At 31.2% G+C, this 25,108-nt stretch carries 21 protein-coding genes; 11 read left to right on the forward strand and 10 right to left on the reverse strand.

From position 1 onward, the window contains the following. Positions 1-56 precede the first annotated feature (56 nt). Entirely contained in the window at positions 57-1,271 is a 1,215-nt protein-coding gene (locus tag H0I29_RS06570) for an aminotransferase class V-fold PLP-dependent enzyme (protein WP_218754834.1), read from the forward strand. An 81-nt stretch (positions 1,272-1,352) separates the two neighbouring features. On the opposite strand, the gene H0I29_RS06575 is transcribed toward H0I29_RS06570, so the two are convergent. Next, a complete protein-coding gene (locus tag H0I29_RS06575) occupies positions 1,353-2,849 on the reverse strand; it encodes a G-D-S-L family lipolytic protein (RefSeq protein WP_218754835.1) in 1,497 nt (498 codons plus the stop codon). 13 nt (positions 2,850-2,862) lie between these two features. Further along, positions 2,863-5,523, reverse strand: a complete 2,661-nt coding sequence (locus H0I29_RS06580; protein ID WP_218754836.1) for a TonB-dependent receptor — start codon at positions 5,521-5,523, stop codon at positions 2,863-2,865. A gap of 196 nt (positions 5,524-5,719) precedes the next feature. Between H0I29_RS06580 and H0I29_RS06585 the strand changes: the two genes are divergently transcribed. Beyond that, positions 5,720-6,652: a bifunctional riboflavin kinase/FAD synthetase gene (locus H0I29_RS06585; protein ID WP_218754837.1), complete on the forward strand. Its 933-nt coding sequence runs from the start codon at positions 5,720-5,722 to the stop codon at positions 6,650-6,652. Between the two features lie 561 nt (positions 6,653-7,213). After that, a complete protein-coding gene (gene serS, locus H0I29_RS06590) occupies positions 7,214-8,488 on the forward strand; it encodes a serine--tRNA ligase (RefSeq protein WP_218754838.1) in 1,275 nt (424 codons plus the stop codon). A gap of 166 nt (positions 8,489-8,654) precedes the next feature. Here the strand turns inward: serS and H0I29_RS06595 are convergent, their stop codons facing one another. Beyond that, complete coding sequence (locus H0I29_RS06595) at positions 8,655-8,798, reverse strand: hypothetical protein (protein WP_165731424.1); 144 nt, start codon at positions 8,796-8,798, stop codon at positions 8,655-8,657. A gap of 125 nt (positions 8,799-8,923) precedes the next feature. On the opposite strand from H0I29_RS06595, the gene H0I29_RS06600 reads away from it, so the two are divergent. Genes H0I29_RS06600 through mgtE form a run of 5 tightly spaced genes read left to right on the forward strand, consistent with a single transcriptional unit; the run spans position 8,924 to position 13,446 of the window. Next, positions 8,924-10,717, forward strand: a complete 1,794-nt coding sequence (locus H0I29_RS06600) for a tetratricopeptide repeat protein (RefSeq protein ID WP_218754839.1) — start codon at positions 8,924-8,926, stop codon at positions 10,715-10,717. Between the two features lie 53 nt (positions 10,718-10,770). After that, positions 10,771-11,100 carry a DUF4286 family protein gene (locus H0I29_RS06605; RefSeq protein ID WP_218732042.1) on the forward strand — a complete coding sequence of 110 codons (330 nt, stop codon included), beginning with the start codon at positions 10,771-10,773 and terminating at the stop codon, positions 11,098-11,100. A gap of 9 nt (positions 11,101-11,109) precedes the next feature. Then, positions 11,110-11,304 carry a hypothetical protein gene (locus H0I29_RS06610; protein WP_218732043.1) on the forward strand — a complete coding sequence of 65 codons (195 nt, stop codon included), beginning with the start codon at positions 11,110-11,112 and terminating at the stop codon, positions 11,302-11,304. Beyond that, entirely contained in the window at positions 11,301-12,113 is an 813-nt protein-coding gene (gene rsmA, locus H0I29_RS06615) for a 16S rRNA (adenine(1518)-N(6)/adenine(1519)-N(6))-dimethyltransferase RsmA (protein ID WP_218732044.1), read from the forward strand. Before H0I29_RS06610 ends, rsmA begins: the two co-directional genes overlap by 4 nt. Next, entirely contained in the window at positions 12,094-13,446 is a 1,353-nt protein-coding gene (gene mgtE, locus H0I29_RS06620; protein WP_218732045.1) for a magnesium transporter, read from the forward strand. Before rsmA ends, mgtE begins: the two co-directional genes overlap by 20 nt. 345 nt (positions 13,447-13,791) lie before the next feature. On the opposite strand, the gene H0I29_RS06625 is transcribed toward mgtE, so the two are convergent. Next, the gene (locus tag H0I29_RS06625; RefSeq protein ID WP_218754840.1) at positions 13,792-14,322 is read right to left on the reverse strand and encodes an RNA methyltransferase; all 531 of its coding nucleotides are present in this window, start codon (positions 14,320-14,322) and stop codon (positions 13,792-13,794) included. Between the two features lie 87 nt (positions 14,323-14,409). On the opposite strand from H0I29_RS06625, the gene mutS reads away from it, so the two are divergent. Then, on the forward strand, positions 14,410-17,019 hold the full coding sequence (gene mutS, locus H0I29_RS06630; protein WP_218754841.1) for a DNA mismatch repair protein MutS: 2,610 nt from the start codon (positions 14,410-14,412) through the stop codon (positions 17,017-17,019). A 55-nt stretch (positions 17,020-17,074) separates the two neighbouring features. On the opposite strand, the gene H0I29_RS06635 is transcribed toward mutS, so the two are convergent. Continuing rightward, positions 17,075-19,723: a TonB-dependent receptor gene (locus H0I29_RS06635; RefSeq protein WP_218754842.1), complete on the reverse strand. Its 2,649-nt coding sequence runs from the start codon at positions 19,721-19,723 to the stop codon at positions 17,075-17,077. A 280-nt stretch (positions 19,724-20,003) separates the two neighbouring features. Between H0I29_RS06635 and H0I29_RS06640 the strand changes: the two genes are divergently transcribed. After that, positions 20,004-20,459 (forward strand): RNA methyltransferase, encoded by a 456-nt coding sequence (locus H0I29_RS06640; protein WP_218754843.1) that lies wholly within the window; start codon positions 20,004-20,006, stop codon positions 20,457-20,459. A gap of 281 nt (positions 20,460-20,740) precedes the next feature. Then, the gene (locus H0I29_RS06645) at positions 20,741-21,610 is read left to right on the forward strand and encodes a DMT family transporter (RefSeq protein ID WP_218754844.1); all 870 of its coding nucleotides are present in this window, start codon (positions 20,741-20,743) and stop codon (positions 21,608-21,610) included. A 90-nt stretch (positions 21,611-21,700) separates the two neighbouring features. On the opposite strand, the gene H0I29_RS06650 is transcribed toward H0I29_RS06645, so the two are convergent. From H0I29_RS06650 to H0I29_RS18420, 5 genes are all read right to left on the reverse strand, one after another. Continuing rightward, on the reverse strand, positions 21,701-22,234 hold the full coding sequence (locus tag H0I29_RS06650; RefSeq protein ID WP_218754845.1) for a hypothetical protein: 534 nt from the start codon (positions 22,232-22,234) through the stop codon (positions 21,701-21,703). Between the two features lie 79 nt (positions 22,235-22,313). Then, complete coding sequence (locus H0I29_RS06655) at positions 22,314-22,739, reverse strand: hypothetical protein (RefSeq protein ID WP_218754846.1); 426 nt, start codon at positions 22,737-22,739, stop codon at positions 22,314-22,316. 108 nt (positions 22,740-22,847) lie between these two features. Beyond that, the gene (locus H0I29_RS06660) at positions 22,848-23,375 is read right to left on the reverse strand and encodes a hypothetical protein (RefSeq protein WP_254712712.1); all 528 of its coding nucleotides are present in this window, start codon (positions 23,373-23,375) and stop codon (positions 22,848-22,850) included. A 280-nt stretch (positions 23,376-23,655) separates the two neighbouring features. Next, positions 23,656-24,846: a DUF418 domain-containing protein gene (locus H0I29_RS06665; RefSeq protein WP_218754848.1), complete on the reverse strand. Its 1,191-nt coding sequence runs from the start codon at positions 24,844-24,846 to the stop codon at positions 23,656-23,658. A 129-nt stretch (positions 24,847-24,975) separates the two neighbouring features. Beyond that, positions 24,976-25,098: a hypothetical protein gene (locus H0I29_RS18420; RefSeq protein WP_302850016.1), complete on the reverse strand. Its 123-nt coding sequence runs from the start codon at positions 25,096-25,098 to the stop codon at positions 24,976-24,978. Positions 25,099-25,108 lie beyond the last annotated feature (10 nt).

Genomic DNA, 25,108 nt, shown 5'->3' on the forward strand with positions numbered 1-25,108 from the left:
CTTTATTACAAGTTTCAAACTTCATCGGTTATCTTTGTGTTTTAAATTGATTTTGTATGATAAATGTTGATAAAATTAGAGCAGATTTTCCAATTCTAAAAAGAACCGTTCACGGAAAACCTTTAGTCTATTTTGATAATGCTGCTACTTCTCAAACACCACAAGTTGTTATTGATGCAATTGTAGATTATTACAGTAACTACAACGCTAATATTCACAGAGGAGTACATACTTTAAGTCAGGAAGCGACAGATAAATATGAACAAGCGCGTATTAAAATTCAGCATCATTTTAATGCAAAAGAAGCGTATGAGATTATTCTAACTGCTGGTACAACAGACAGTATTAATAGAGTTGCTGCTGGTTTTGCATCACTTTTAAACACAGGCGACGAAATTATTGTTTCTGCTTTAGAACACCATTCTAATATTGTGCCTTGGCAAATGTTATGCGAAAAAACAGGAGCTATTTTAAAAGTCATTCCAATGATAGAGGATGGTTCTTTAAACATGGAGGCATATCATAATTTATTGAATGATAAAACAAAATTAGTTTTCTGTAACCACGTTTCTAATGCATTGGGAACTATAAACCCAATTGAAGAAATTATTAACGCTGCACATAAGGTAAATGCTGCTGTTTTAATTGATGGAGCTCAGGCTACACCCCACATAAAACCAGATGTACAGGCATTAAATGTTGATTTTTATGTGGCTTCTGCTCACAAATTATGTGGTCCAACAGGTGTTGGAATGTTATACGGAAAACAAGAATGGTTAGAAAAACTACCTCCTTACCAAGGTGGTGGAGAAATGATTGCTACCGTAACTTTTGAGAAAACTACGTATGCAGGCTTGCCTCATAAATTTGAAGCAGGAACGCCAAATATTTGTGGAGGAATTGCTTTTGGAGCAGCTATAGATTATCTAAATTCTATTGGTTTTGACGCTATCGCTGAATACGAACATGAGCTTTTAGAGTACGGAACACAAGAACTTTTAAAAATTGAAGGCCTAAAAATTTTCGGAACTACAAAAGACAAAACAGCTGTAATTTCTTTTAATGTAAACGATATTCATCCGTATGATATTGGTTCTATATTAGATAAATTAGGAATTGCTGTAAGAACGGGTCATCATTGTGCACAACCAATTATGGACTTCTATAAAATACCCGGAACTATTAGAGCTTCTTTCTCATTCTATAACACAAAAGAAGAGATTGATGTTTTGGTTAGCGGAGTTAAAAGAGCTGTAATGATGTTATCTTAAAAAGATTGTTCAATAACATAAAAGAGGCTATCTAAAAATATATTTTTAGATAGCCTCTTTTATGTTATTGTAATTATTTTCTTACTTTAAAGTAGGGGAATAATTTGTAGGATAATCATCTGCTTTAGCCAAACCATCTGTTGCTAAAGTAAAATTAGAACCAAATTCTGCATCTATAGACTCTAAAATTTCATTAGCCATTAAAGCATAACCTCTCCCTGTTAAATGTACACCATCTAAACTTATTAAACCACCAGTAACTAGACTTGTATTTAACCTATATTTATCAAAAATAACCCCTTCAGAAGCTTCTTGTAAAAGACCTTTAAAATCTACCAATGCAACATTTTCATTTGTACTTGTTATTGTTTCAATTGTTGTATTATAAGCATCTGTAGCCGTTTTTATTGCTGCTTGCTCCTGTGGTGTTAAAACCCAATTATCTGCTAAAGGAACAGATACTCCGTTAATTAACGATGCATTTCCATTAACTGTAGTACCAATAATAGCAGAACTTGCTAATAATAATAAATCATCTGCAGTTGCTTGTCTATATTTTGGAATTTCTGCAAAAGCTGGGTTTATAGCTCCTAAATCTGTTAAGTCTTCATCTATAATTACTACTGCATTTTGACCAGCCGAAAAACTAATTGTTCTTTTAGCTACCTCATCATCTGTTAATAAGCCAGTTCCGGCTAAAGCTGCCGCAGCTGCTTGTAAACCGCCATTATAAGGCGCATAACCAGCATTTACAGCTTCTGCTGTTGCTGCATCTAAAGGAAGAGGGTTATAAGGTACTGTACTAAAATTAGCTAAATCTGTAATATAAGGTACATTTGCAACCACTCCTTTTGCTCCATTTGATGTAAGTGCTGTTACCATACCATTTAACACATTTGCAAAAACAGTTGGATCTGTAATATCTGTTTCTCCATAAGTAGAAGGATCATAATTTCCTGTTTGGTCTACTCCAGAACCTCCAGAAAGTGCATAACCTAAAACATCATTTCCTCCAATTTCTGATAATGTAAAAAACGTTGGTGCTTGGGCTAATGCATCTCCTATAACTGTAGCAGAAGAACTAGATTCCATTCTACCAAAATATGGGTTTAATGTTCCATAACCAGCAACACCTAAATGAAAACTTTTAGCACCAGGCACTCCAAAATTATTAAAAGGACCAGATACTTTAGATGTTAAAGATGTTGTAGGTAAAACACTTAACCTTGTTGGACCAGCTCCATCAAAATAAAATCTTGGCGGTTGAACTGCTGTTCCGTTAAAAACCAAACCTCCAATATTATCATTCATTAAAGGTTGTTTAAATGTGGTTCCAAATTTTTCTGCTAGAATGTTTGGAAAAGAATTTTCTTGCCCCGCTTTAAACAATGCTCCATCGGTATATCCTGCGGTAAAAGAAGCTCCTATAGAAATGTATGTAGAAAAATCTAATCCATTTTTATTTAACGTTACTAGCGGTTTTACTGGATCTACTATTTCATCTAACTCATTGTTTACATCACAAGATGTAATGCTGAAAGCCAAAAGAAATAATCCTATATATTTATAATTTTTCATAAAGTATTTTATTTTAGTTATTAATTGTCCAAGAAATATAGTATTGAGAACCTATTGCTCCTACACCGGTAGCACCTAAATATTCTTGACCTGTTAAATTTGCTCCACCTAATTTAAATACAGATTTCATTGAAGGAACACTATAATTAACTTGAGCATCTAAAACGGTTCTCGCTTTCATTGTACCATCTAAGAAAGAAGATTCCCATCTATATTCATCTTGCCATCTTGCATTAACATTAAAACCAAAGTTTTTAAATAAGTCTGTTTTACCAAATTGTAATTTTACTTTATGTTCTGGTGTATTAAAACCAGCTTCAAAATCTGGATCTGAAGCTTGATCAAAATCAAATTTTGCATAAGTATAATTAAGACCAAGATTAAAACCTTTTAAAATTTTGGTATTTAAACCAATGGTTGCTCCATAAGAATTAATATCTGCATCAGAATTAGTATACAATTGAAAAACCTTAAATCCGCCGGCAGCATTGTAAGGTACAATTACATTTTTATTGGCTATAAAATCCTCATATTGATTATAATACAAACTTAAATCTACAGTAAGGTTACTTTCATTAACTGGAATAAGACCTCTATACCCTACTTCAAAAGCGGTTACTTTTTCTGGTTTAACAAAGTCTACCTCTGCTTTTACAGTTCCACCACTTGCAACAGTATAAGAGTTTTCATAAGCATCTCTACCTGTTAACCTATAATTTACACCTGCAGCATCTGTAAAAGTTGTGGTATATCTATCTATATTATCTTCTACACCACCTACTAAAATTGCGTTACCAACGTCTAAACCAATATATTGATCTTGCGTTGTTGGATTTCTAAATCCTGTTTGAAAAGAAGCTCTAAAGTTTTGATTTTTATTTTCACCACCGGCGTATGCAAATGAAACTCTTGGAGAAAAGTTACCATCAAAATTTTGTGCTTTATCATAACGAATTGAAGCCGTTACCTTTAAACGATCTTCTTCTAAAAATTTCTTTTGAGCTTGTGTATAAACACCATATTCATCATACTTAATAGGCCCGTCTGTATCTGTAAATATATTTCCAAAAGAATTTAAAGAATACCTTCTGTAAGAACCACCTACTTGAATTTCTGCAAAATCTATAACATCTTGAAAATTGTAATTTGCATCTGCATGATATAATTTTGTTTGATCTCTAAACTTTGCACCAGAAATTAAATCAGGATTACTAGTTACTTCATTAAAAGCATTGTTAAACTCTGCAGAACCAGGTAAAAAACGATTTCTATCGGCAAATGCTCTTGCAGCTTCATGAGAACTAGCAGTAACACCTGGTACGCTTCCTAAATAGGCTCCAGCATATTCTGTAAACCAATTTTGGTCTGAACTCCAAGACCTATTAATATTTAAACCTGCAAATAAGGTATTGTAAGAATCTCCAGCATCTTCACTTGTTACATAACCACGAACAAAAAAGTTTTTCCCTTTAAATTCTAATTTATGTTGTTCCAACAAAAAGTTTTTAATGCTATATTTTTGACCACCTAAATATTGAGTAGTTCCAACGCCTACTTTAGTATTCCATATCACTTCTAAACGATCATCACCAAATGGTCTATAATTTAATGAACTACCAAACTTTACGCTTTTAACGCCATAGTCCATCAAATCGTTTTCATTATAACCTGTTCTACTTACTTTTCCTATAGCTCCCCCAAAATCATTAGAGGCTACATCTCCATAAACATTAACACCATTATAATTTGGATCTGATCTATCTCCTGATATGTATTCATCACCATCTGTATTTCTATAATCTGTTGCATGCCAATCTTCTCCTTCTAAATAGGATAATGTTGCTTTTGCAGCAAACTTATTAGAAAAAGCATACGCCATTCTAATATTAAAATCATAAAACTCATTATTTCCTGCTGCTTCTTGACTTGTAACACCTCCTTTTAAAGAAACACTAATTCCTTGATCTTCAAAAGGGCTTTTACTAGTCATAAACATAATACCATTAAATGCATTTGCACCATATAATGCAGAGGAAGCTCCTGGTAATAATTCTACTGTTTTTACATCTAGTTCAGACATCCCAAGTAAATTACCCAAAGCAAAATTTAATGCAGGCGAAGAATTGTCCATACCATCTACCAATTGCATAAAACGTGTATTAGAAAAAGTTGCAAAACCACGTGTATTTACAGATTTAAAAGTTAAACTGTTGGTATTTACATCTACTCCTTTTAAGTTTTCTAATCCGTCATAAAAAGAAGGGGAAGAAGTATTTTTAATAGCTCTACTATCCATTCTTTCTATTGTAACCGGAGATTCCATAACACGTTCTGGCGTTCTAGATGCAGAAACTACAATTTCATCTAAAGAAGTTTCATTTTCTATTAAATTAACGATTACTTTTTGGTTGTTTTTTGTAATCTCAACTTTTTCTAAATGAAATCCTAAAACAGAAATTTCTAAAGTAAAGGGAGGATTGTCTGAAACATTAAATACAAATTGACCATCAAAATCTGTAGTTGTACCTACCGCTTTTCTAGCAATTTTAATATTTGCTCCGGGAATTGTTTCTCCTGTTTTAGCGTCTGTAACAGTACCTGTAACCGTGGTTTGACCAACCATGGCTACACTACTAAAAGCTATAAACGCAAGAAGTATAAATTTTTTTATCATAATTTGAATTATTTGTTAGTTAAATGCAAAATACAATATTTTTTGAATAATATAATAAATAGGTCGCTATTTTAAGATTATAGCAATAAATTGCAATTATATTATCAAATAGAAAGTTCAAAAAAACTACTCTTTTTACTATTAGCAGAAACACTTAGTTATTGTACATTTGTATTATCCTTAATTATCTTTTTGATTGAATACAATTCAGAATATTTCTAATTTTTCTACTTCAGAAAAAACATATGTAACCATTGGTACTTTTGATGGGGTACATTTTGGGCATCAAAAAATTATTGATAAGCTGGTTTTAGAGGCTAAAAAAGCAAATAGAAAATCTGTTTTACTTACCTTTTTTCCGCACCCTAGAATGGTCTTGCAAAAAGACGCCACTATAGAGTTGATTAATACAATTGAAGAACGTGCCGAATTGCTTAAAAAAACAGGTTTAGATTACTTAATTATTCATCCTTTTAGCAAAGAATTTTCTAGAATGACAGCTCTTGAATTTGTGCGTGAGGTTTTGGTTAATCAATTGAATATTTCGAAATTAATTATTGGTTACGATCATCATTTTGGTAAAAATAGAGAAGGAAATATTGTTCAATTAACAGAATATAGCCATTTATACGATTTTGTGGTAGAAGAAATTCCGGCACAAGATATCGATGATGTTTCTGTAAGTTCTACAAAAGTAAGACGTGCTTTGGCAACCGGAAACCTAAAAACTGCCAACAATTATTTAGGCTACAATTTTATGTTAAGTGGTACAGTAGTAAACGGAAAACAATTAGGTGGAAAAATTGGCTATCCTACGGCAAATATTGATGTAAAAGAATCTTATAAACTGATTCCTAAAACGGGCGTTTATGTTGTAAAATCTAGGATTGACAATAAAACTGTTTTCGGAATGATGAATATTGGCAGCAGACCAACCGTAGATGGAACTTACCAAACTATTGAGGTTCATTTTTTTGACTTCAACCAAAATTTATACAACCAATATTTAACAATAGAATTGCTTTATTTTTTACGTGATGAAGAAAAATTTAGTTCTATTGACGCATTAGTTGTTCAGATTAAAAAGGATGAACAAACTGCAAGGGATTATATTAAAAACAAGCTTTAAGTTTTTTTACATAGGTTATGTTAATACTACCTTTTTAAGGAACATTACATCTCTTTTGTTATCACTGTTATGTGACTTCTCATTGCATTCGAAGTGACATTTGTTGTGTTTTTTTTTAGCGAATAGTCTTATTTCCAATCAGTATGTCTTTTTAACCTTTTGAGAGAAATTGCATAAAGTTGCTCTACAATGTGTTTTCTTTGTTATGGGATTTCTCCTTGCGTCGAAATGACAAGTTGGGTGTTTACTTTTATGTTTTCATTATTATGGTGCTTTTAAATACTTCGAAGTAACATTCTTATTAAAGACTTTTCTTTTTCTAGTATTCACTACGCGTTAAGGATAGCGCAATTGTTTGAGCTCTTTTTTGTTCTTTTAACAAAAAAAGCGAGTGCGAAAGCCTGCCCCTTGTGGTAACGCCCAAAAGACATTGGAAAACATCTATTTTCTATGATTTCTTTGTGCCTATTTGGTTAGAATTTTACAACATACTTTTATTTATAATTTAGTGTAAAACCATTTCACAAATTATATCTTTGCATTTACAAAAATTCTACAAAAATGTTACAAGTACAGTTTATTAGAGACAACAAAGAAACGGTTTTAGCGGGTTTAGCTAAACGTAATTTTGCTAATGCAGCAACGATTATTGAACAAGTTTTAACTGCAGATGAGAATAGAAGATCTACTCAGGTTGAATTAGATAATACTTTGGCAGAATCTAATAAATTATCTAAAGAAATTGGTGGTTTTTTTAAATCTGGAGAAGTACAAAAAGCAAATCTTTTAAAGGAAAAAACAGTTCAATTAAAAGATAGATCTAAAGAGCTTGGTGAAAATTTTAATGCTTTTGCAGAAGAGTTGCAAACGTTATTATACCAAATTCCGAATATTCCGCATGCTTCTGTAAAAGCAGGAACATCTGAAGAAGATAATGAGAACATTTTTAGTGAAGGAACCATTCCGGATTTAGGAGAAAATGCTTTGCCTCATTGGGAATTAGCTAAGAAATACGATATTATAGATTTCGAATTAGGAAATAAAATTACAGGTGCCGGTTTTCCGGTTTATAAAGGAAAAGGTGCAAGATTACAACGTGCTTTAATCAACTATTTTTTAGATAAAAATACGAAAGCAGGTTATACAGAAGTACAAGTGCCACATTTGGTAAATACGGAATCTGCAACTGCAACGGGGCAATTGCCAGATAAAGACGGACAAATGTATCATTCTACAGTAGATGATTTATATTTAATTCCTACTGCAGAAATTCCTATTACCAATATGTTTCGTGGTAATTTAATGCAAGAAGCTGAATTTCCTATTACAGTAACTGGTTATACGCCTTGTTTTAGACGTGAAGCTGGAAGTTATGGTGCGCATGTAAGAGGTTTAAACAGATTGCATCAGTTTGATAAAGTTGAGATTGTACGTATTGAGCATCCAGATAATTCTTACCAAGCCTTAAATGGTATGGTAGAACATATTAAAGATATTTTAAGAGAGTTAAAATTACCTTATAGAATATTACGTTTATGTGGTGGAGATACTGGTTTTACGGCTGCTTTAACATTCGATTTTGAAGTATTTTCTACAGCACAAGACCGTTGGTTAGAAATTAGTTCTGCATCTAACTTTGAGGCTTTTCAGGCAAATAGATTAAAACTACGTTTTAAAAATAAAGAAGGAAAAAGCGAATTGGCACACACCTTAAATGGTAGTTCTTTGGCTTTACCTCGTGTTTTAGCGGGTATTTTAGAAAACTATCAAACAGCAGACGGAATTAAAATACCAGATGCTTTAGTACCTTATTGTGGGTTCGATATTATAGATTAATAAATTAGTAAGCAGTATTCAGTTGGCAGTAAGCAGTTAGCTTGTTTGTATAATATTTTTTTATACAATTGAGTACTGTTTACTGCAACTACTAATTGTAAACTAATTTTAGTTAGCAGTATTCAGTCAATATTTGACTGAGTACTGAAAACTGAAAAACGGTAGACTAGTTTGCAACTACAGCAACCATTAATCTTTTGTATTTATTCATTTCTAAAAGTGAGTTTAAATACGCACTAATTTGTCCGTTTTTCATAAACTCTATAGAATTGTTTTTTGCTGTTTCGTATTGTTTTTTAAATGTATTCATCTTCTTAAAATTTGATTGGTTATATTCTCTATAGACAAGTTTCGTGCCAAATTATTACAAAGAACACCTTATAATAGACGTCTTTAATAAAAATTTAACATATTTCTTACTTATCTTTGAAATTGATGAAACAACTGTTTTTACTTATTTTTATTACTATAACTAGCGTTAGCTTTTCTCAAAGTGATTATTATTTGGCGGAAGATTACTATAGAGAAGGAGAATATGAAAAAGCGACTCAAATCTTTAAAAACTTATATGCTAAGAACCTTTTTAATACTACTTATTTAAGTAGATTGATTTCTTGTTATCAAGAAACCAATAAATTTAATGAAGTAGAAAAACTATTAAAAACCGCACTTGACAAAGACCCTAAACAAGCTTTTTTTTATGTGCATTTAGGATATAACTACCAAAGACAAGAATTACAAGAGTTGGCAGAAAAAAATTACGCTATTGCTTTAAACTCTATTGATACAAATAGTTTTTATGGCGGGTTTATTGGTAGGCTTTTTAAAGATTACAATCTTTTAAATCATGCAATTTTAGCGTATGAAAAAACAATGGCTAAAAATAAAAAAGCAGATTATAACTTTAGAATTGCTCAAATTTATGGAGAAAAAGGTGACTTAAAGAAAATGTTTGAAGCTTACTTTAATCTAGTTGATAAAAACATTGAAAATTACGATTTAGTAAAAAGATATACGAGTAGTTATATTACAGATGACGCAGAAAACGAAGCTAATATTTTATTTAGAAAAACACTTTTAAAAAAATCTGCAAGCAATCCAAAAGATGTTTGGAATCTATTATTAAGTTGGCTTTTTACACAACAGAAAGATTATAATAAAGCCCTTACGCAAGAAAAAGCTTTGTACAAAAGAAACCCTGCTGATTTAAATTCTATTTTTGATTTAGGAAAAATAGCTTTTGAAAACAAAGATTATATCACAGCTAAAGAATGTTTTTATTTTATTACCCAACAAAAAACTTTACAAATAGAAAAAATTGATGCGTCTTTTTACCTCGCTAAAATAGCTGTTGCAACAGATAATCCTGAAGTAGAAAAAATGTTTCTATCTCTTTTTAATCAGTACGGTAAAAATGCATCAACCATAAAATTACAAGTAGAATATGCTGATTTTTTAACTTTTAAAAAAGACCAACCAAACGAGGCTAAAACTGTTTTAGAAGAAGCCTTAAACTATTCTCGTTCTCGATTCGACAAAGCAAGAATAAAACTAAAATTAGGGGATATTTTGGTCTTTACAGAAAATTACAACAAAGCATTGATCTATTTTTCTCAAATTCAAACACAACTTAAAAACCACGAATTAGCACAACAAGCCCGTTTTAAAGTAGCGCAAACAAGTTATTATAAAGCAGATTTTACATGGGCAAAAGCACAGTTAAAAGTATTAAAAGGCTCTACAACACAATTAATTGCGAATGATGCTCTAGAGTTGTTTTTAAAAATTACAGATAATGAACCGGTAGACTCTATTCCGTCTGGATTAAAACAATTGGCAAAAGCAGAACTGCTCTCTTATCAAAATAAAAATGAGGAAGCATTAACGGAATTACACAGTTTATTTACCCCTAAAATCGTTTTTGAAAACGGATTAAATCTTGGAGAAGTTATATACGATGATGTTTTATTTTTTGAAGCAAAGTTGTTCATCAAACAAAAAAAATATGACGACGCTATTGTAAGTTTTTCAAAAATTATTGCAGCCGATAATCAAGGTATTTATGCAGATGATGTGTATTATGAAATGGCAGAATTGTATAATAATCAATTAAACAATCCAGAAAAAGCTTCAGAATACTATCAAAAGATTATTTTTGACTATTCTTCTAGTATTTATCTAGTAGATGCTAGAAAAAAATATCGAAAATTAAGAGGAGATAAAATATAACACTCTAATTTTATCAATAAAACATTTATACAAAATTACAATTACTAATCATAATGTACATATACAACGTAACTATAAATATAGATGAAACCGTTCATAAAGAATGGCTTACATTTATGGAAACTCATATTTTAAAAGTCTTAAATACGGGTAGATTTACTGCAGCAAAACTAACTGAAGTTTTGGTAGAAGAAGAAATGGGTGGTAGAACTTATTCTATACAATATACAGCAAATACTAGAGAAGATTTAGACGATTATTATAAACACGAGGCAGAAACATTGCAACAGAAAAGTCTTCAAAAATTTGGAGATAAAATGTTAGCTTTTAGAACAGAATTAAAATTGATAAAAGAATTTTATCCTACAAATGTGATCAACTAATAATTAAACATGAAAAACTTTCTCTACATACACAGAAAGAAAGTTCCTTTAATTGGTATTTCGCTAATTTTAATAGGAGCTCTACTTGCCTACTTACAATGGGGCAAAGAACCTGGAGAAACAATTTCTGGAGTGTTTTGTGGACTAGGTTTTGGTTTAACAATAATAGGTCTTGGAGGCATTAAAAAACCCGATAAATTATGAGTGTAAAAGCAAAAAAACATTTAGGTCAGCATTTTTTAACAGATGAAACCATTGCACAAGATATTGCAAACGCATTAACAGGTAATGGGTATGATGATGTCTTAGAAATTGGTCCTGGAATGGGGGTTTTAACCAAATATTTATTACCAAAAAAAGCAAAGGTAACTGTCATGGAATTAGACAGAGAATCTGTTGCTTATTTGCATGAAACATTTCCTTTAGAGCACATTAAATTAGACACTTCTAAAGAACATTTCGAAATAATTGAAGGCGATTTTTTAAAGAATCAAATCCAAGATATTTTCAATAAAAAGCAAGTAGCAATTATTGGTAATTTCCCTTATAATATTTCTACCCAAATTGTTTTTAAAGCCATTGAAAATAGAGAGTTTGTACCAGAATTTGCAGGTATGTTTCAAAAAGAAGTGGCTAAAAGAATTGCAGAAAAAGAAGGTAGCAAAGTGTACGGAATTTTATCGGTGTTAACCCAAGCCTTTTTTGATGTAGAATACCTATTTACAGTTCCGCCAACGGTATTTAATCCACCTCCAAAGGTAGATTCAGGTGTTATACGATTAATTCGTAAAAAAGATTATTCGTTACCTGTAGACGAAAAATTATTTTTTAGAGTTGTAAAAACAGCCTTTAATCAACGAAGAAAAATGCTTCGTTCTAGTTTAAAGTCTTTCAATATTTCGGATACCTTAAAAGAAGACCCTATCTTTGCGAAACGCCCAGAACAATTATCTGTTTCTGAGTTTATTTTACTTACGCAAAAATTGGCAGAAAATGACGTTCGAAATCACTGATGAATCTTTAGAAAACCTATCAGAACTTATCATTTCTAACAATGATAAAGAAATAACAGCATTATTTTCTGAAGTCCATTTTGCCGATATCGCAGAAGTTTTAGACGAAGTTAATTTTGATGAAGCTATCTATATTATCAAACTTTTAGATAGCGAAAAAACATCAGAAATACTTACCGAATTAGACGAAGATACTCGTGAGAAAATTTTAAAAAACTTATCTGCAAAAGAAATTGCCGATGAAGTTAGAGAAATGGACACCGATGATGCTGCCGATATTATTGGAGAACTGTCTGAAGAAAGACAAAAAAGGGTAATGTCTGCTTTAGAAGACGATGACCATGCAGCAGATATTAAAGAATTACTGTCTTATAATGATAATTCTGCAGGTGCTTTAATGGCAAAAGAATTGGTAAAGGTCTATGAAACCTGGACCGTTGCCGGCTGCATGCGCAGAATAAGAGGACAAGCTAAAGATGTTACCAGAGTACACTCTATTTATGTAGTAGATAAAGAAGATAAATTGGTAGGTAGAATGTCTTTAAAAGACTTAATCATTGCCAAATCAGACCATAAAATAGCAGACATTTGTAAAGCAAAAGTAGATGCTGTAAACGTACATCAAAACGACGAAGAAGTTGCTAAAATAATGGCTAAGTACGATTTAGAGGCCATACCTGTTGTAGATGACAACAATGTTTTAGTGGGTAGAATTACCATTGATGATATTTTAGATGTTATTAGAGAAGAAGCCGACAAAGATTACCAAATGGCAGCTGGTTTCTCCCAAGATGTAGAAGCAGATGATACCATTTGGGAACTTACAAAAGCCCGTTTACCGTGGTTAATTTTAGCCCTTTTTGGTGGCTTTATTTCTGTTTCTGTCTTAGGTAGTTTTGATAATGCAATAAACACTTTTCCAGAACTGTTCTTTTTTACACCTTTAATTGCTGCAATGGCAGGTAATGTAGGCGTACAATCTTCTGCAATTATTGTGCAAGGTTTGGCAAACGACAGCTTAAAAGGATCTCTGTTTAAAAGGTTGTTAAAAGAAATATTACAAGGTTTGTTAAACGGTTTTGTATTGGCTGCCTTATTAATGTCTGCCGGAATGTTGTTTTTAGGATTTCCACTAGACTTAGGAATTACCGTAGCAGCTTCCTTAATTTCCGTAATTATTATTGCTTCAATTATTGGAACATTTATTCCTATTATTTTAGCAAAAAAAGGTATCGATCCAGCATTGGCCACAGGACCATTTATAACAACAAGTAACGATATTTTAGGAATTTTAATCTACTTTTCTATCGCTAAATTAGTCTTAGGATTTTAATTTTTTTAGAAGCTATTTCCAGCTTTCCGCTATATCTTTTTGCTGAAAAAGCAAAAAGGATGCCGCTTCAATCTGGGCTAGACTTGTTTGCCAGCAACTTTTATATACTGAATACTCCTTTTAATATCATTTGAAATTTGAAACAGTAAAAGCTAAGAAAACCTAAAAATTAAACACCAAATTTATCATTTCGACGCAAGGATAAGTCTCATAAAAGTGCTGCACTAACCCGATCAACCTTATGTGATTTCTCTCTCCGTTCGAAAGGACAAACTGTGTGAGAAAAAATATAAACGGCTACAAATATGTGACATCAGAAAGTACAAACTGTATGAGCAAAAAGAACTATTTTCTTAACTTCACAAACAAGTCCCAAATAACAACTCCTGTAGTTACAGAAATATTTAAAGAATGTTTGGTACCCAATTGCGGAATTTCGATACACAAATCAGACGCATTTACCACTTCTTGTTGCACGCCTTTTACCTCGTTCCCCATAACAATAGCATACTTCTCTCCTATCGTCGGATAAAAAGTGTCGAGCATTGTAGAATTTTCTGCTTGTTCAATAGATAGAATTTTTACATTTTCAGCCTTTAATTTTTCAACTAAAGTCAAAGTATCTTCTACGTATTCCCAAGCCACCGATTCGGTTGCTCCTAAGGCTGTTTTATGAATATCTTTATTTGGCGGAGTAGCACAAATACCACATAAATAGATCTTTTCAATCAAAAAAGCATCACTTGTTCTAAAAACAGAACCAATATTATTTAAACTTCTAATATTGTCTAAAACTACTATAATTGGCGTCTTTTCAACAGTCTTAAATTCATCAACTGTAATTCTTCCTAACTCGTTATTCTTTAATTTTCTCATATCTTGTGAATAAGTTCACTGTAAACTGCTACTGATTACTGAGTACTAATTTTTATCTTCGCAAAACTAACTGAAAATTTCCAAAACTTGGCAAAATCAAAAGCAAAAAAGGTAACTCCTTTAATGAAACAATACAACGCAATCAAGAATAAATACCCTGATGCAATGTTACTTTTTAGAGTAGGAGATTTTTACGAAACTTTTGGTGAAGATGCCAAAAAAGCTGCCGATGTTTTAGGAATTACCTTAACAAAACGTGGTGCCGGAAGTGAAACAGAAACTGCTTTGGCAGGTTTTCCACATCATTCTTTAAACACCTATTTACCAAAGTTGGTAAAGTTTGGAATGCGTGTTGCTATTTGTGATCAGTTAGAAGATCCTAAAATGACCAAAACCATAGTAAAACGTGGGGTTACAGAATTGGTTACACCCGGAGTTTCTTTAAACGATGAAGTTTTACAAACCAAAACAAACAACTTTTTAGCGGCAGTTCATTTTGATAAAAAACAACTCGGAATTTCTTTCCTTGATGTTTCTACTGGTGAATATTTGGTGGCACAAGGAAATGCAGAATATATTGATAAATTGTTGCAAAACTTTAGTCCGAGTGAAGTCTTGGTTCAGAAACAACACAAACAACAATTTTTAGAATTATTTGAAAACCGATATTACACGTTTTATTTAGACGATTGGGTTTTTCAAAAAGAATATGCGAATGAAACGTTGCAAAATCATTTTGAAGTAAAAAGCTTAAAAGGTTTTGGAATTGAAGATGTTAAAAACGGAATTATTGCTGCCGGTGCAGTGATGTATTACTTGTCGGAAACGCAACACAATCAGCTAAAACACATTCAGCATATCAGCAGAATTGCTGAAGATAATTATGTTTGGATGGACCGTTTTACGGTTCGAAATTTAGAATTATACAATCCGAATTCTATCAACGCAGTTACTCTTTTAAATGTAATTGATAAAACAATTTCGCCCATGGGTGGAAGATTGTTAAAACGTTGGTTGGCATTGCCTTTAAAAAATATTGACGCCATTAAAAATCGTCATGAACTGGTAAAGTTTTTTATAGATTCTGATGAGTTTTCTCAGACAGTAACTTATCAATTAAAACAAATATCCGATTTAGAAAGATTAATTTCTAAAGTAGCAACCGGTAAAGCTTCACCAAGAGAAATTGTACTTTTAAAAGATTCTTTAAAGGCCATTTTGCCGATAAAAGCATCCGCAGAAAAAAGTAAAAATAATACAGTAAAAGCACTCGGAAATCAATTACATACATGTGCCGATTTAATTGAAAAAATTAATGAAACCTTGTTTGATGAAGCTCCGGTAAACATCAATAAAGGAAATGCTATTGCTACAGGCGTTCATCAAGAATTAGACGATTTACGTGCCATTTCTAACTCTGGTAAAGAGTATTTAGATAACATGCTAAAGCGTGAAACAGAGCGCACAGGAATTACAAGTTTAAAAATTTCTTTTAACAACGTATTTGGGTATTATATTGAGGTTAGAAATTCTCATAAAGACAAAGTTCCACAAGAATGGATACGTAAACAAACCTTGGTAAATGCAGAGCGATATATTACCGAGGAATTAAAAGAATACGAAACCAAAATTTTAGGTGCTGAAGAAAAAATAGCCAAAATAGAACAAGAAATATTTTCTAAATTACTACAGTACATCATTCAATATGTACAGATAGTCCAAGAAAATGCACAGGTTATCGCAAAAATAGATTGTTTACTTTCTTTTTCAGTTTTAGCAATTGACAATAATTATGTGCGTCCTCTTATGGATGAAAGTACTGATTTGGAAATAAAAAATGGTCGTCATCCTGTTATTGAAAAACAATTACCCATAGATCAAGCGTATATTGCAAATGATGTGGTGTTGAATAGAACTCAACAACAAATAATTATGATTACCGGACCTAATATGTCTGGTAAATCGGCAATTTTACGTCAGACTGCATTAATCGTTTTATTAGCACAAATGGGAAGTTATGTTCCGGCTCAGAATGCAAAAATTGGTATTGTAGATAAGATTTTTACCAGAGTTGGTGCCAGTGATAATATTTCTATGGGCGAATCTACCTTTATGGTAGAAATGAACGAAACAGCTTCGATCTTAAATAACGTTTCTGAGCGCAGTTTAATTTTGTTAGATGAAATTGGTAGAGGAACCTCTACTTATGACGGAATTTCGATTGCATGGGCCATATCTGAGTTCTTACACGAACATCCAACCAAAGCAAAAACATTATTTGCTACGCATTATCATGAGTTGAATGAAATGACCACTACTTTTGAGCGCATTAAAAACTTTAATGTGTCTGTAAAAGAATTAGAAAACACCATAATATTCTTGCGTAAATTGGTTTCTGGTGGTTCTGATCATAGTTTTGGTATTCATGTTGCCAAACTTGCTGGAATGCCAAATATGGTAATTCATAGAGCGAATAAAATTTTAGAAAAACTAGAAAAGAACAACAAAAATGCCGAAGTTAAAGACGTTTTAAAACAAGATCAGAATGAAGAAATGCAACTCAGCTTTTTTCAGTTAGATGACCCGTTATTAGAAAATATTAAAGAAGAAATTTTAGCCACAAATATTGATACTTTAACACCAATTGAAGCATTAATGAAATTGAATGAAATTAAACGAATGTTGATTAAAAAGTAAAAAAGAGCTAAACGTAAATGTTTAGCTCTTTTTAATTATTTTTTACTGTATTTTTTTAAAACTTATACTTTGCAGTAAGTTGTAAATTTCTAGTTTCTCCTGGTAAAGCTCCTGCAAACATTGCTTTTACATAATATCTAGTATTAAAAATATTTTCAATATTTAATCTTAAATCCCAATTTTTTCCAATTCCATAAGCTAGAGCTCCATCAAAAAGAACATAGCTATTTACATGAGCATCTACTAAACTATAACCATCAATAGTTCTTTTGCTTTCGTAACTTGTACCTAAGTTAAAACTTAAAGGATTTTTTTGTTTACCTAACAAGAACTTGTATTGTCCCCAAAAACGAGCATATGTTTTTGGTACACCTTTACTTTGTTCTGTAATAACATCTTCTCCTTCTATTGTTTTAGGGTCTTGAAATGTTGCATTGGTATTAAATGATAAGAAATTATTAACCGCATAATTTACATCTAACTCTACACCTCTTGTTCTATTTTCTTGATCATAAAAATACTGAGGTACATCAATATTAAAATTTGATGCTGCAGGATCATCTTCATAATCATCATTAGCATACTGTAAATTTGTGGTTGCTGTTTGAAAAAATACAAGAGACGCTAATAAACTGTTATCTTTCGTCTTAAAACGCATTCCTAAATCTATTGACAAAGATTCAGAATCAGGACGATCATCACCATCTAAAGAAGATGTTACGCTATAAACCGTTCTACCAACAGAATAGTTACCAAATAAAGATAACTGATCCATAGCTCTATAATTTAAACCTAAATTATAAGCAAAACCAGCATCGTTAAAATCAACTAATTGTCCATCATCATACAAATTTCTATAATCTTGTTGGGTACCTAAATAAGCTCCACCAACTCTAGCTGTTAATTTATCGTAATAAATAACTTCTTGAAAACCGACCCCATAACCTTGTACTGTTTTTTCGTATTGGCTTCTTAAAATTGGGTCATAATCCCAAATACTTCCAGATCCCCAGTTAGGGTTTCTAATATCTAAAATGTATGGCACAGGATTAGTCGCTCTACTATCATCTGCATCCCAAGTAGAATGTTGGCTGTAATCAATATTTCTATTCTCGTAGTTAATACTTAATAAATGCTCTCCTCTTAAAGCATTTCCTTTTCCCCATGTTTTTTGAAAATCACCAAAATATTGAAACATTTTTTCTTGAGCATCAACAATTCTATATTCTTGACGTCTTGCCGCATACGGATAAATTACATCATCTATAATTAATGGCGAACGAGTATCGTTATGTATAATACCACTTTGTTGATAATAAGAATAATTTAAAGCCCCTGTTTGCCTAACATAATCTGAGCTATAATTTCTATACAAAACCTGGTTTGTAATGTTAACAGTTTCACTTGGTTTCCACTCATGACGTAATTTTACTCTAAATTCTTTTCCTTTATTTGGTGTTGCCAAAGGTGATACCAATGTAGCATCTCCAATATCAAAGGGTTCATAACCATCTGTATTGGTTAATGAGTTTGCTAAAATTTGGCGTTGCTCATCAGTTAATTGTACACCAGAAAAGTTTCCACTACTATCTAAACCTGTATCATTTACTAAGTTTTCCCAATTATAACCACCCTCTTCCGGATTCCCTAATAAACTTGTACTTATTAATCTTACAGGGTTTCCTGTTGGATCAATTTGAACAGCATCTTCTATATATGCACTAGATAATATAAATTGATGTTTATCTGTTTCATATTTTAAAGATCCATAATTCTCAAATCTTTCAGATGATACATCTCTATATCCTTCTTCAACTTCACTTGCACTTACAAAACGATAGCTTAATTTCTCTGAAATTGGCCCCGTTAAATCGACCATAACTCTATAATGGCCCCATTTTCCAAAACGAGTTTCAATAGAATATTGTTCTATATCTAAAGGTTTTTTTTCTATTAAATTAATCACTCCACCTGCAGCGCCCATTCCGTAAAGACCAGCAGACGGACCTTTTAAAACCTCAATTCTTTCTATGTTAGTTTGCGAACGAACAGGATTAAATGTATTTCCTAAACTACCACCACCATACATACCATCGTAGGCATAATTAGCACCTAACCCTCTAATAACTAAATTATCACCAATATTATAATTATTACCCGCTTGTGTAACTCCACTTATATTTCTAATACTTTGTTGTATCGTATTGTTAGCTTGTTGATCTAGTAAATAACCACCTACAACAACTACAGGCGCAGGCGTGTTCATTAAACTAATTTTAGATTTTGTAGCAGAACGAGAAACTGTAGGTACTTTTTCTTTGTCTAAATGAGCTTCAATTAAAATTTCATTTAAATTTTCTGATGTATTTGTAAGTATCAAATGTACTTCAGAAATTTTATTTGAGTTCACTGTTATGGTTTTATTAACTGTTTTATAACCAACATATGAAGCAGATAAAGTAATCTCACCAATAGGAACTTTAACCATAAATTCACCTTTATTATCTGATGAAGTTCCCAAAGAAAATTCTTTAATTTGAATGGTTACATTAGAAAGAGGAGTACCACTTTGATTAACAATTTTTCCATGAATTTTGCCACTTATATTTTGAGCTTTCCCATCTTGGAAACTTAATAAAAACAGTATACAGCATACTATTTTAGTGAGGTTTATAGAACTTTTCGAATTTATAAAATAATTCATTACTTTTGATTTTAAGTATTTTTTTAATCTGTTAATAATATCATGTTTCCAGTATGAAATCTGATAATGACACACTAGTTTTTGGTAAATATTTTGCAAACATACAATGTTATTTTTATTTGTTCTAAATAAAGATAATATATGATTTATGGATATTTTTTTTATCTTTTAGTACTATCAAAATAAGCGAGTTAAGAAATAAAATATTTTTTTAATAATTTAAAGAGCATTAAAATGCTTCTAAAAAAACGTTGATGAAATTGAATAATATTAAAAAGTAATGGTAAACAATTTAGAACAAGGTTTTTTCGGCATTGGAATTCAGAATGGAAAAACGCCTGAAAATTTAGGTGTATTATGGCGTTCTGCTCAAAACATGGGTGCTAGTTTTATTTTTACTATTGGAAATCGCTATGCAAAACAAGCTTGCGATACGCACAAAGCCACTGGTGCAATGCCTTATTTTCATTACGAAAATTTTGACGATTTCTTTAATAATCTTCCTAAAGGAGCTATGTTAGTCGGTGTAGAATTAGATGAAAAAGCGGTACAATTAGAAACATTTGAGCATCCTAGACGTTGCGTTTATTTATTAGGCGCAGAAGATCATGGAATGTCTAAATTAGCGATTGAAAAATCGCATCATTTAGTAAAATTTAAATCTGAATTGAGCTTAAATGTATCAGTAGCCGGAAGTATTATTATGTACGATCGGCAAGCGAAGTTTAATTTTTAGGTGTAAGAGAATCATTATTACTACTTATTAAAAAAACGTTGATCTATAAGATTAAAAAATAAAACACCATTAGAAATCAGCAAATACCTTCATAAACAATATTTTATCTGAAATTAATTTTCTATGATGTTAGGGTGCAAAAGATTCATATCTTTGTATCAGATAAGAATCAATAAACTAATTTTCCAACATTAGAGAAGAAGATAGGGAAGATTAGTTTTTCTTTTGCGCATAATCGTGTACTCTAATAATTTAATGTCTAACTCATTAATTTATTATATATGCAAAAGAAACATTTTTATTTATTACTGTTAATTTTAGGTACTGCTTTTTGGGGAATATCCTTCACTTTTGTTAAAGTAAGTGTGGGAGAAGGATCTCCTTTTGTATTCTTGTTTTATAAATTTCTAATTGCAGCTGTAAGCTTAGCAGTTATTTTTTTTAATCAACTAAAATATATTACCAAAAATACCCTTCGTATAAGTTTTCTTATTGGTACTCCATTACTGTTTGCAACCATTTTACAAACAATAGGATTAAAATATACAACCGTTTCAAACGCTGCCTTTATCACTGGTTTAGATGTTCTTTTAATTCCTATTTTAAAGTTTCTGATTTATAAAAAAAAGGTAGCATTTAAGATTTGGATTGCCTGTACATTGGCTTTAACAGGGTTATACATTATCGTTGTAAAAGACGGATTGACTTTAAACGTGGGTGATTTATGGATTATTGCCTGTGCTTTTGGGTTTGCTTTTTATGTGCTACAAGTTGGTAGATTTTCTAATGAAGTTAAACCGATGCCAAGTGTAATTTTATTGATGCTATTCTGTGCTATTGGCTGTTTTATTTTTGCTTTGTTTGATACCAATACAATTTGGTTTCCAGAGACCAATGGATTTTGGAGTGGTGTACTTTTTACCGCTTTACCAGCGACAGCCTTTATGTATGCTGTACAAAATGTTGGACAACGTTATTTAGGTGAAGAAAAAGTAGCTTTAACTTATTTATTAGAACCTGTTTTTGCTACAATAGCAGGCATTGTAATTTTAAATGAAAAGTTTTTTAATGAAATGTTAATTGGTGGTGTGCTTATTATATCTGCAATGGTTATCGCTGAAGTTAATTTTAAGAAAATTTTTAAAAAGTAATTATGAAGTATTATAATCTTAATTTAATACGCCAACAGTGTTGTAAAAAGTAACTGTTTTTAATTGTGAATAAATTTATATTAAAGAGTGTTAGCAACTATTTTTTATTCTAAAATTAGGATTATATTTTTCATATTTCAAATCAAAATTAGTAGTTAAAAACTTAGTTGTTGTTTCAACACTTTCTTTCCTTTTTAAATCTAATATTGGTTCACGTTTTGTATGCATCTCGTTCAAAATATTCACCTCAAAACTACTATGTTCAACTGTTAAATCTGGATTTGCTCCACTAAACCAAGAAAGCTTTTGAGATTTCCTGAATTTCAAAATGGTAATTTTAGACTTATCAGAAATGTCAATTCGTGTTTTAAAAAATAATTTTCCTAAAAAGAACGAACCTTTATAAAGATTAGAATTTTTTGTAAAAAATCCTCTTTTCAAAAACGCTATTGATATTAAAAAAGTATAACAAATAACACAAATCGAAAGAATTAAATAATTTTCTATATTGATATTATTTCTGAACAATAAGAAAATTTTAAATAAAAAAGGAGCTCCAAGATATAGAAGAAATATAATCTTTTGGTGATTTGTAAATCTATATTCTAATATAATTTTTTTCATTTAGAGCATTTTTTTCTAAATAGTTGGCAACTTTGTTGTTTATAAAAATCAACTACTTTAGTGATTTTTATAAACTGAGTTACAATACGTTTTTATTTTCTTCTTTTAGAATTAAATATCTATTTTTTCCAAAAGTGATATAATACATTGGGTATATAAATCCAATTGCTATAAACCAGATTAAAAAGGGGAAGTCAAAATTAAGTGCATATTTTATAAGATAATACATCAGCATAATTCCTAAAATTACTGGTAAAATAAATTTTCCAAATTTGAAACCACTTAATATCAAAGTTATTATTTCATTTTCGTTTATATTTAACACCATTTTTGGGCTTCTACACCAATCTATTTTTGCGAAAATTTCGTGATTTCCATTGTCAATTTCATACTCTTGAGCTTCTCCATCGTTAATTGTTCCCACTTTTTTTCCATCAATATAAATACCAATTGAACGTGCTTTATTATTCCATTCCGAATTTCTCTTTATTCTTATTTTTGTCATTTATTTTGGCTTTTTTATCAATTCGGTACAATATTATCTTCTTATAAAAAACTACACCCTTTGTTTAAGCTAAAATTAAGCAATTTTTTTATACGGTGTTATAAAACCTTAATTCAGCGGAAATGTTATTCCGACTGCAAATGCTCCAGCGTATTGTTCAACAGATGGCTGAAGGTAGTAAGAGAATCCGAGGTCAAAATTATTATTTCTACCTAATTCTAAACCTATAGAAATAGGTATGTGGTAAATTAGGCCACTTTTATTTATTTTATCAAGAGCGGTAAATGTTTCAAACTTTCCGATTGAAGTTCCAATTCCAATTTCGAGATATGGAGCTACCCAAGGAATTGGTGCTCGAACTCTAGCTTTTCCACCTAATAAAAAAGCTTTTGATACGGCTTTTTCATCTGTTGGTTTGCCATCTAAGTCTTTTCCTTTTGAATTTGTTAAAATAATTCCTGCATAAGGTCTAAACTCAATCCAAGAAGCTACTTTTAGTACTAATTCTCCTTGTATAAAAAAACCGTCATCAACAGTTCCATCAATGCTATTGTTTGGAGCACTGAGTCCATATCCAATTTGAACATTTATTGATTTTTCCTTTATGAATTGTGCATCTACTAAATTCGATGTCAAAATTATTATTATTATTATTATTATTATTATTAATATCAGGTTTTTCCTCATAATGTTTTACAACGGTTTATATCACTATCAAAAGTTCTTTTACCCCATTATTTAATGGTTATCCTTACTCTTCTGATTTTCAAAAGTAATATTCGTATGTATTTTTTATAGTTTTAAAATGAGCGCTTAAATTTCATTTACTTCACTTGTTTAGTAATCTGTTTTTATCCAAATTTACAACAAAAAGAATGCTTGTCAGTCCCTAGAATGCTAAGAAATAAAATATCGGTTAGTCTTTTTTGAACTGTATCCAAGTAAGACGGTGCCATAGCTTTTCTAAAGGACCTTGTCCGTATTTGTTTATCCACCATTTAAAAAAGTAAAACTGAATAATCCACAATACAATACCGATTCCTAAACTTACCGTATGCCTTACATTTGGACCTAAACCTAAGCCGTAACCAAAGAATACAAAGCTTCCCAATATAGATTGCAGCACATAGGCAGTTAAACTCATACGACCAACATAACGCAAACCGCCTACTAGTTTTCTAAACCCACCATATTGATAAAGCAAAATAAAACCAGAGACTAATACAAATGTAAAGCTCAAGTTTTGATACATGGTAATGGCTTTTCCTAAAGACCCCAAAACCACTTTTGAACTTACCAAAGCAGCAAAATTTTCACCTAAAAAATAAAGCGGTATAAAAGCAATAGCAGCTACCACAAGCATTCTTTTCCAAAAACGAATAGAAGCATCACTGGTTACAAATAGATCTTTAATTCCTAGCCAATACCCAAGTACAAATAGACCTGCAGTTTGTACGGTTCTACCTACTTGTAAAGACCAATAGAAAGTTACTTTATGTCCGTAAAGCGTGTTTGATTTTACTAAATCAAAAAAAGAATTACTCAATTGCCCTTCTTTTAGCATACGCCACAAATTACCTGTAGGCAAAACGGGTAAAACATAATCTGGATTTATTAATGATTGTACATAATGCCACAACTCAATTGGCTGTAATAAAAGTAAAAAAGCCGCTAATAAAACAAAATTAGAAGACCAACCACGTACTAAAATAAGCACCACTCCTACCATGGCATAAAGTGAAAGTATTTCTCCTGGAAAAAAGGCTCCGTTTACAATAGCAAATCCAACTAAGAGAATAAGTCGCCAAAAAAAACGTCCTCCAAAATCTACACCAGCCTTAGCTTGCTTGCGATACATCATACTAAACGTAAGCCCAAAAAGCAATGCAAATATTGCATACCCTTTACCTCCAAAGAGGAAAAACAACGTATCCCAAATATAACCATCTAACGTAGTTAACCATGCTGGTTGTAAAGAAGCATCTGGAAATACATAAAAATTGAAATGCTCTATACTATGTAAAAGCATAATGGCTAAAATAGCGAAACCACGAAGCGCATCAACAGCATCTAATCTTTGCTTAGTGATAGGTACGGAAGCTTGCATATCTATGTTTTTGCGTAAAAATAAGGAATGATTTTAGCTTATAAAAGCATAATCTATTGAATATAATATTCCACTTAACAATTCATTATAAGAGAAAAAGATCACCTATCAACAAAAAAAAGAGGAGAATTATTTTTTACTAAAACGTCTAGAAATTTTGTATAAAAAATAGACCAATGCTGCTAAAAAAACTATTTGAATTACTTGCCAAAAAAGAATACCTGCACTAAAATCATTTATTATTTCTTCCATAGTTTATGCT

Source organism: Polaribacter sp. R2A056_3_33 (assembly GCF_019278485.1).
Lineage (GTDB): Bacteria > Bacteroidota > Bacteroidia > Flavobacteriales > Flavobacteriaceae > Polaribacter.

Bases quoted from the DNA above. Each gene is read 5' to 3' on its own strand.
- H0I29_RS06570 (WP_218754834.1), top strand. From the start codon at position 57: ATGATAAATGTTGATAAAATTAGAGCAGATTTTCCAATTCTAAAAAGA.
- H0I29_RS06575 (WP_218754835.1), bottom strand. From the start codon at position 2,849: ATGAAAAATTATAAATATATAGGATTATTTCTTTTGGCTTTCAGCATT.
- H0I29_RS06580 (WP_218754836.1), bottom strand. From the start codon at position 5,523: ATGATAAAAAAATTTATACTTCTTGCGTTTATAGCTTTTAGTAGTGTA.
- serS (WP_218754838.1), top strand. From the start codon at position 7,214: ATGTTACAAGTACAGTTTATTAGAGACAACAAAGAAACGGTTTTAGCG.
- H0I29_RS06595 (WP_165731424.1), bottom strand. From the start codon at position 8,798: ATGAATACATTTAAAAAACAATACGAAACAGCAAAAAACAATTCTATA.
- H0I29_RS06600 (WP_218754839.1), top strand. From the start codon at position 8,924: ATGAAACAACTGTTTTTACTTATTTTTATTACTATAACTAGCGTTAGC.
- H0I29_RS06605 (WP_218732042.1), top strand. From the start codon at position 10,771: ATGTACATATACAACGTAACTATAAATATAGATGAAACCGTTCATAAA.
- H0I29_RS06610 (WP_218732043.1), top strand. From the start codon at position 11,110: ATGAAAAACTTTCTCTACATACACAGAAAGAAAGTTCCTTTAATTGGT.
- rsmA (WP_218732044.1), top strand. From the start codon at position 11,301: ATGAGTGTAAAAGCAAAAAAACATTTAGGTCAGCATTTTTTAACAGAT.
- mgtE (WP_218732045.1), top strand. From the start codon at position 12,094: ATGACGTTCGAAATCACTGATGAATCTTTAGAAAACCTATCAGAACTT.
- H0I29_RS06625 (WP_218754840.1), bottom strand. From the start codon at position 14,322: ATGAGAAAATTAAAGAATAACGAGTTAGGAAGAATTACAGTTGATGAA.
- H0I29_RS06635 (WP_218754842.1), bottom strand. From the start codon at position 19,723: ATGAATTATTTTATAAATTCGAAAAGTTCTATAAACCTCACTAAAATA.
- H0I29_RS06640 (WP_218754843.1), top strand. From the start codon at position 20,004: ATGGTAAACAATTTAGAACAAGGTTTTTTCGGCATTGGAATTCAGAAT.
- H0I29_RS06645 (WP_218754844.1), top strand. From the start codon at position 20,741: ATGCAAAAGAAACATTTTTATTTATTACTGTTAATTTTAGGTACTGCT.
- H0I29_RS06650 (WP_218754845.1), bottom strand. From the start codon at position 22,234: ATGAAAAAAATTATATTAGAATATAGATTTACAAATCACCAAAAGATT.
- H0I29_RS06655 (WP_218754846.1), bottom strand. From the start codon at position 22,739: ATGACAAAAATAAGAATAAAGAGAAATTCGGAATGGAATAATAAAGCA.
- H0I29_RS06665 (WP_218754848.1), bottom strand. From the start codon at position 24,846: ATGCAAGCTTCCGTACCTATCACTAAGCAAAGATTAGATGCTGTTGAT.
- H0I29_RS18420 (WP_302850016.1), bottom strand. From the start codon at position 25,098: ATGGAAGAAATAATAAATGATTTTAGTGCAGGTATTCTTTTTTGGCAA.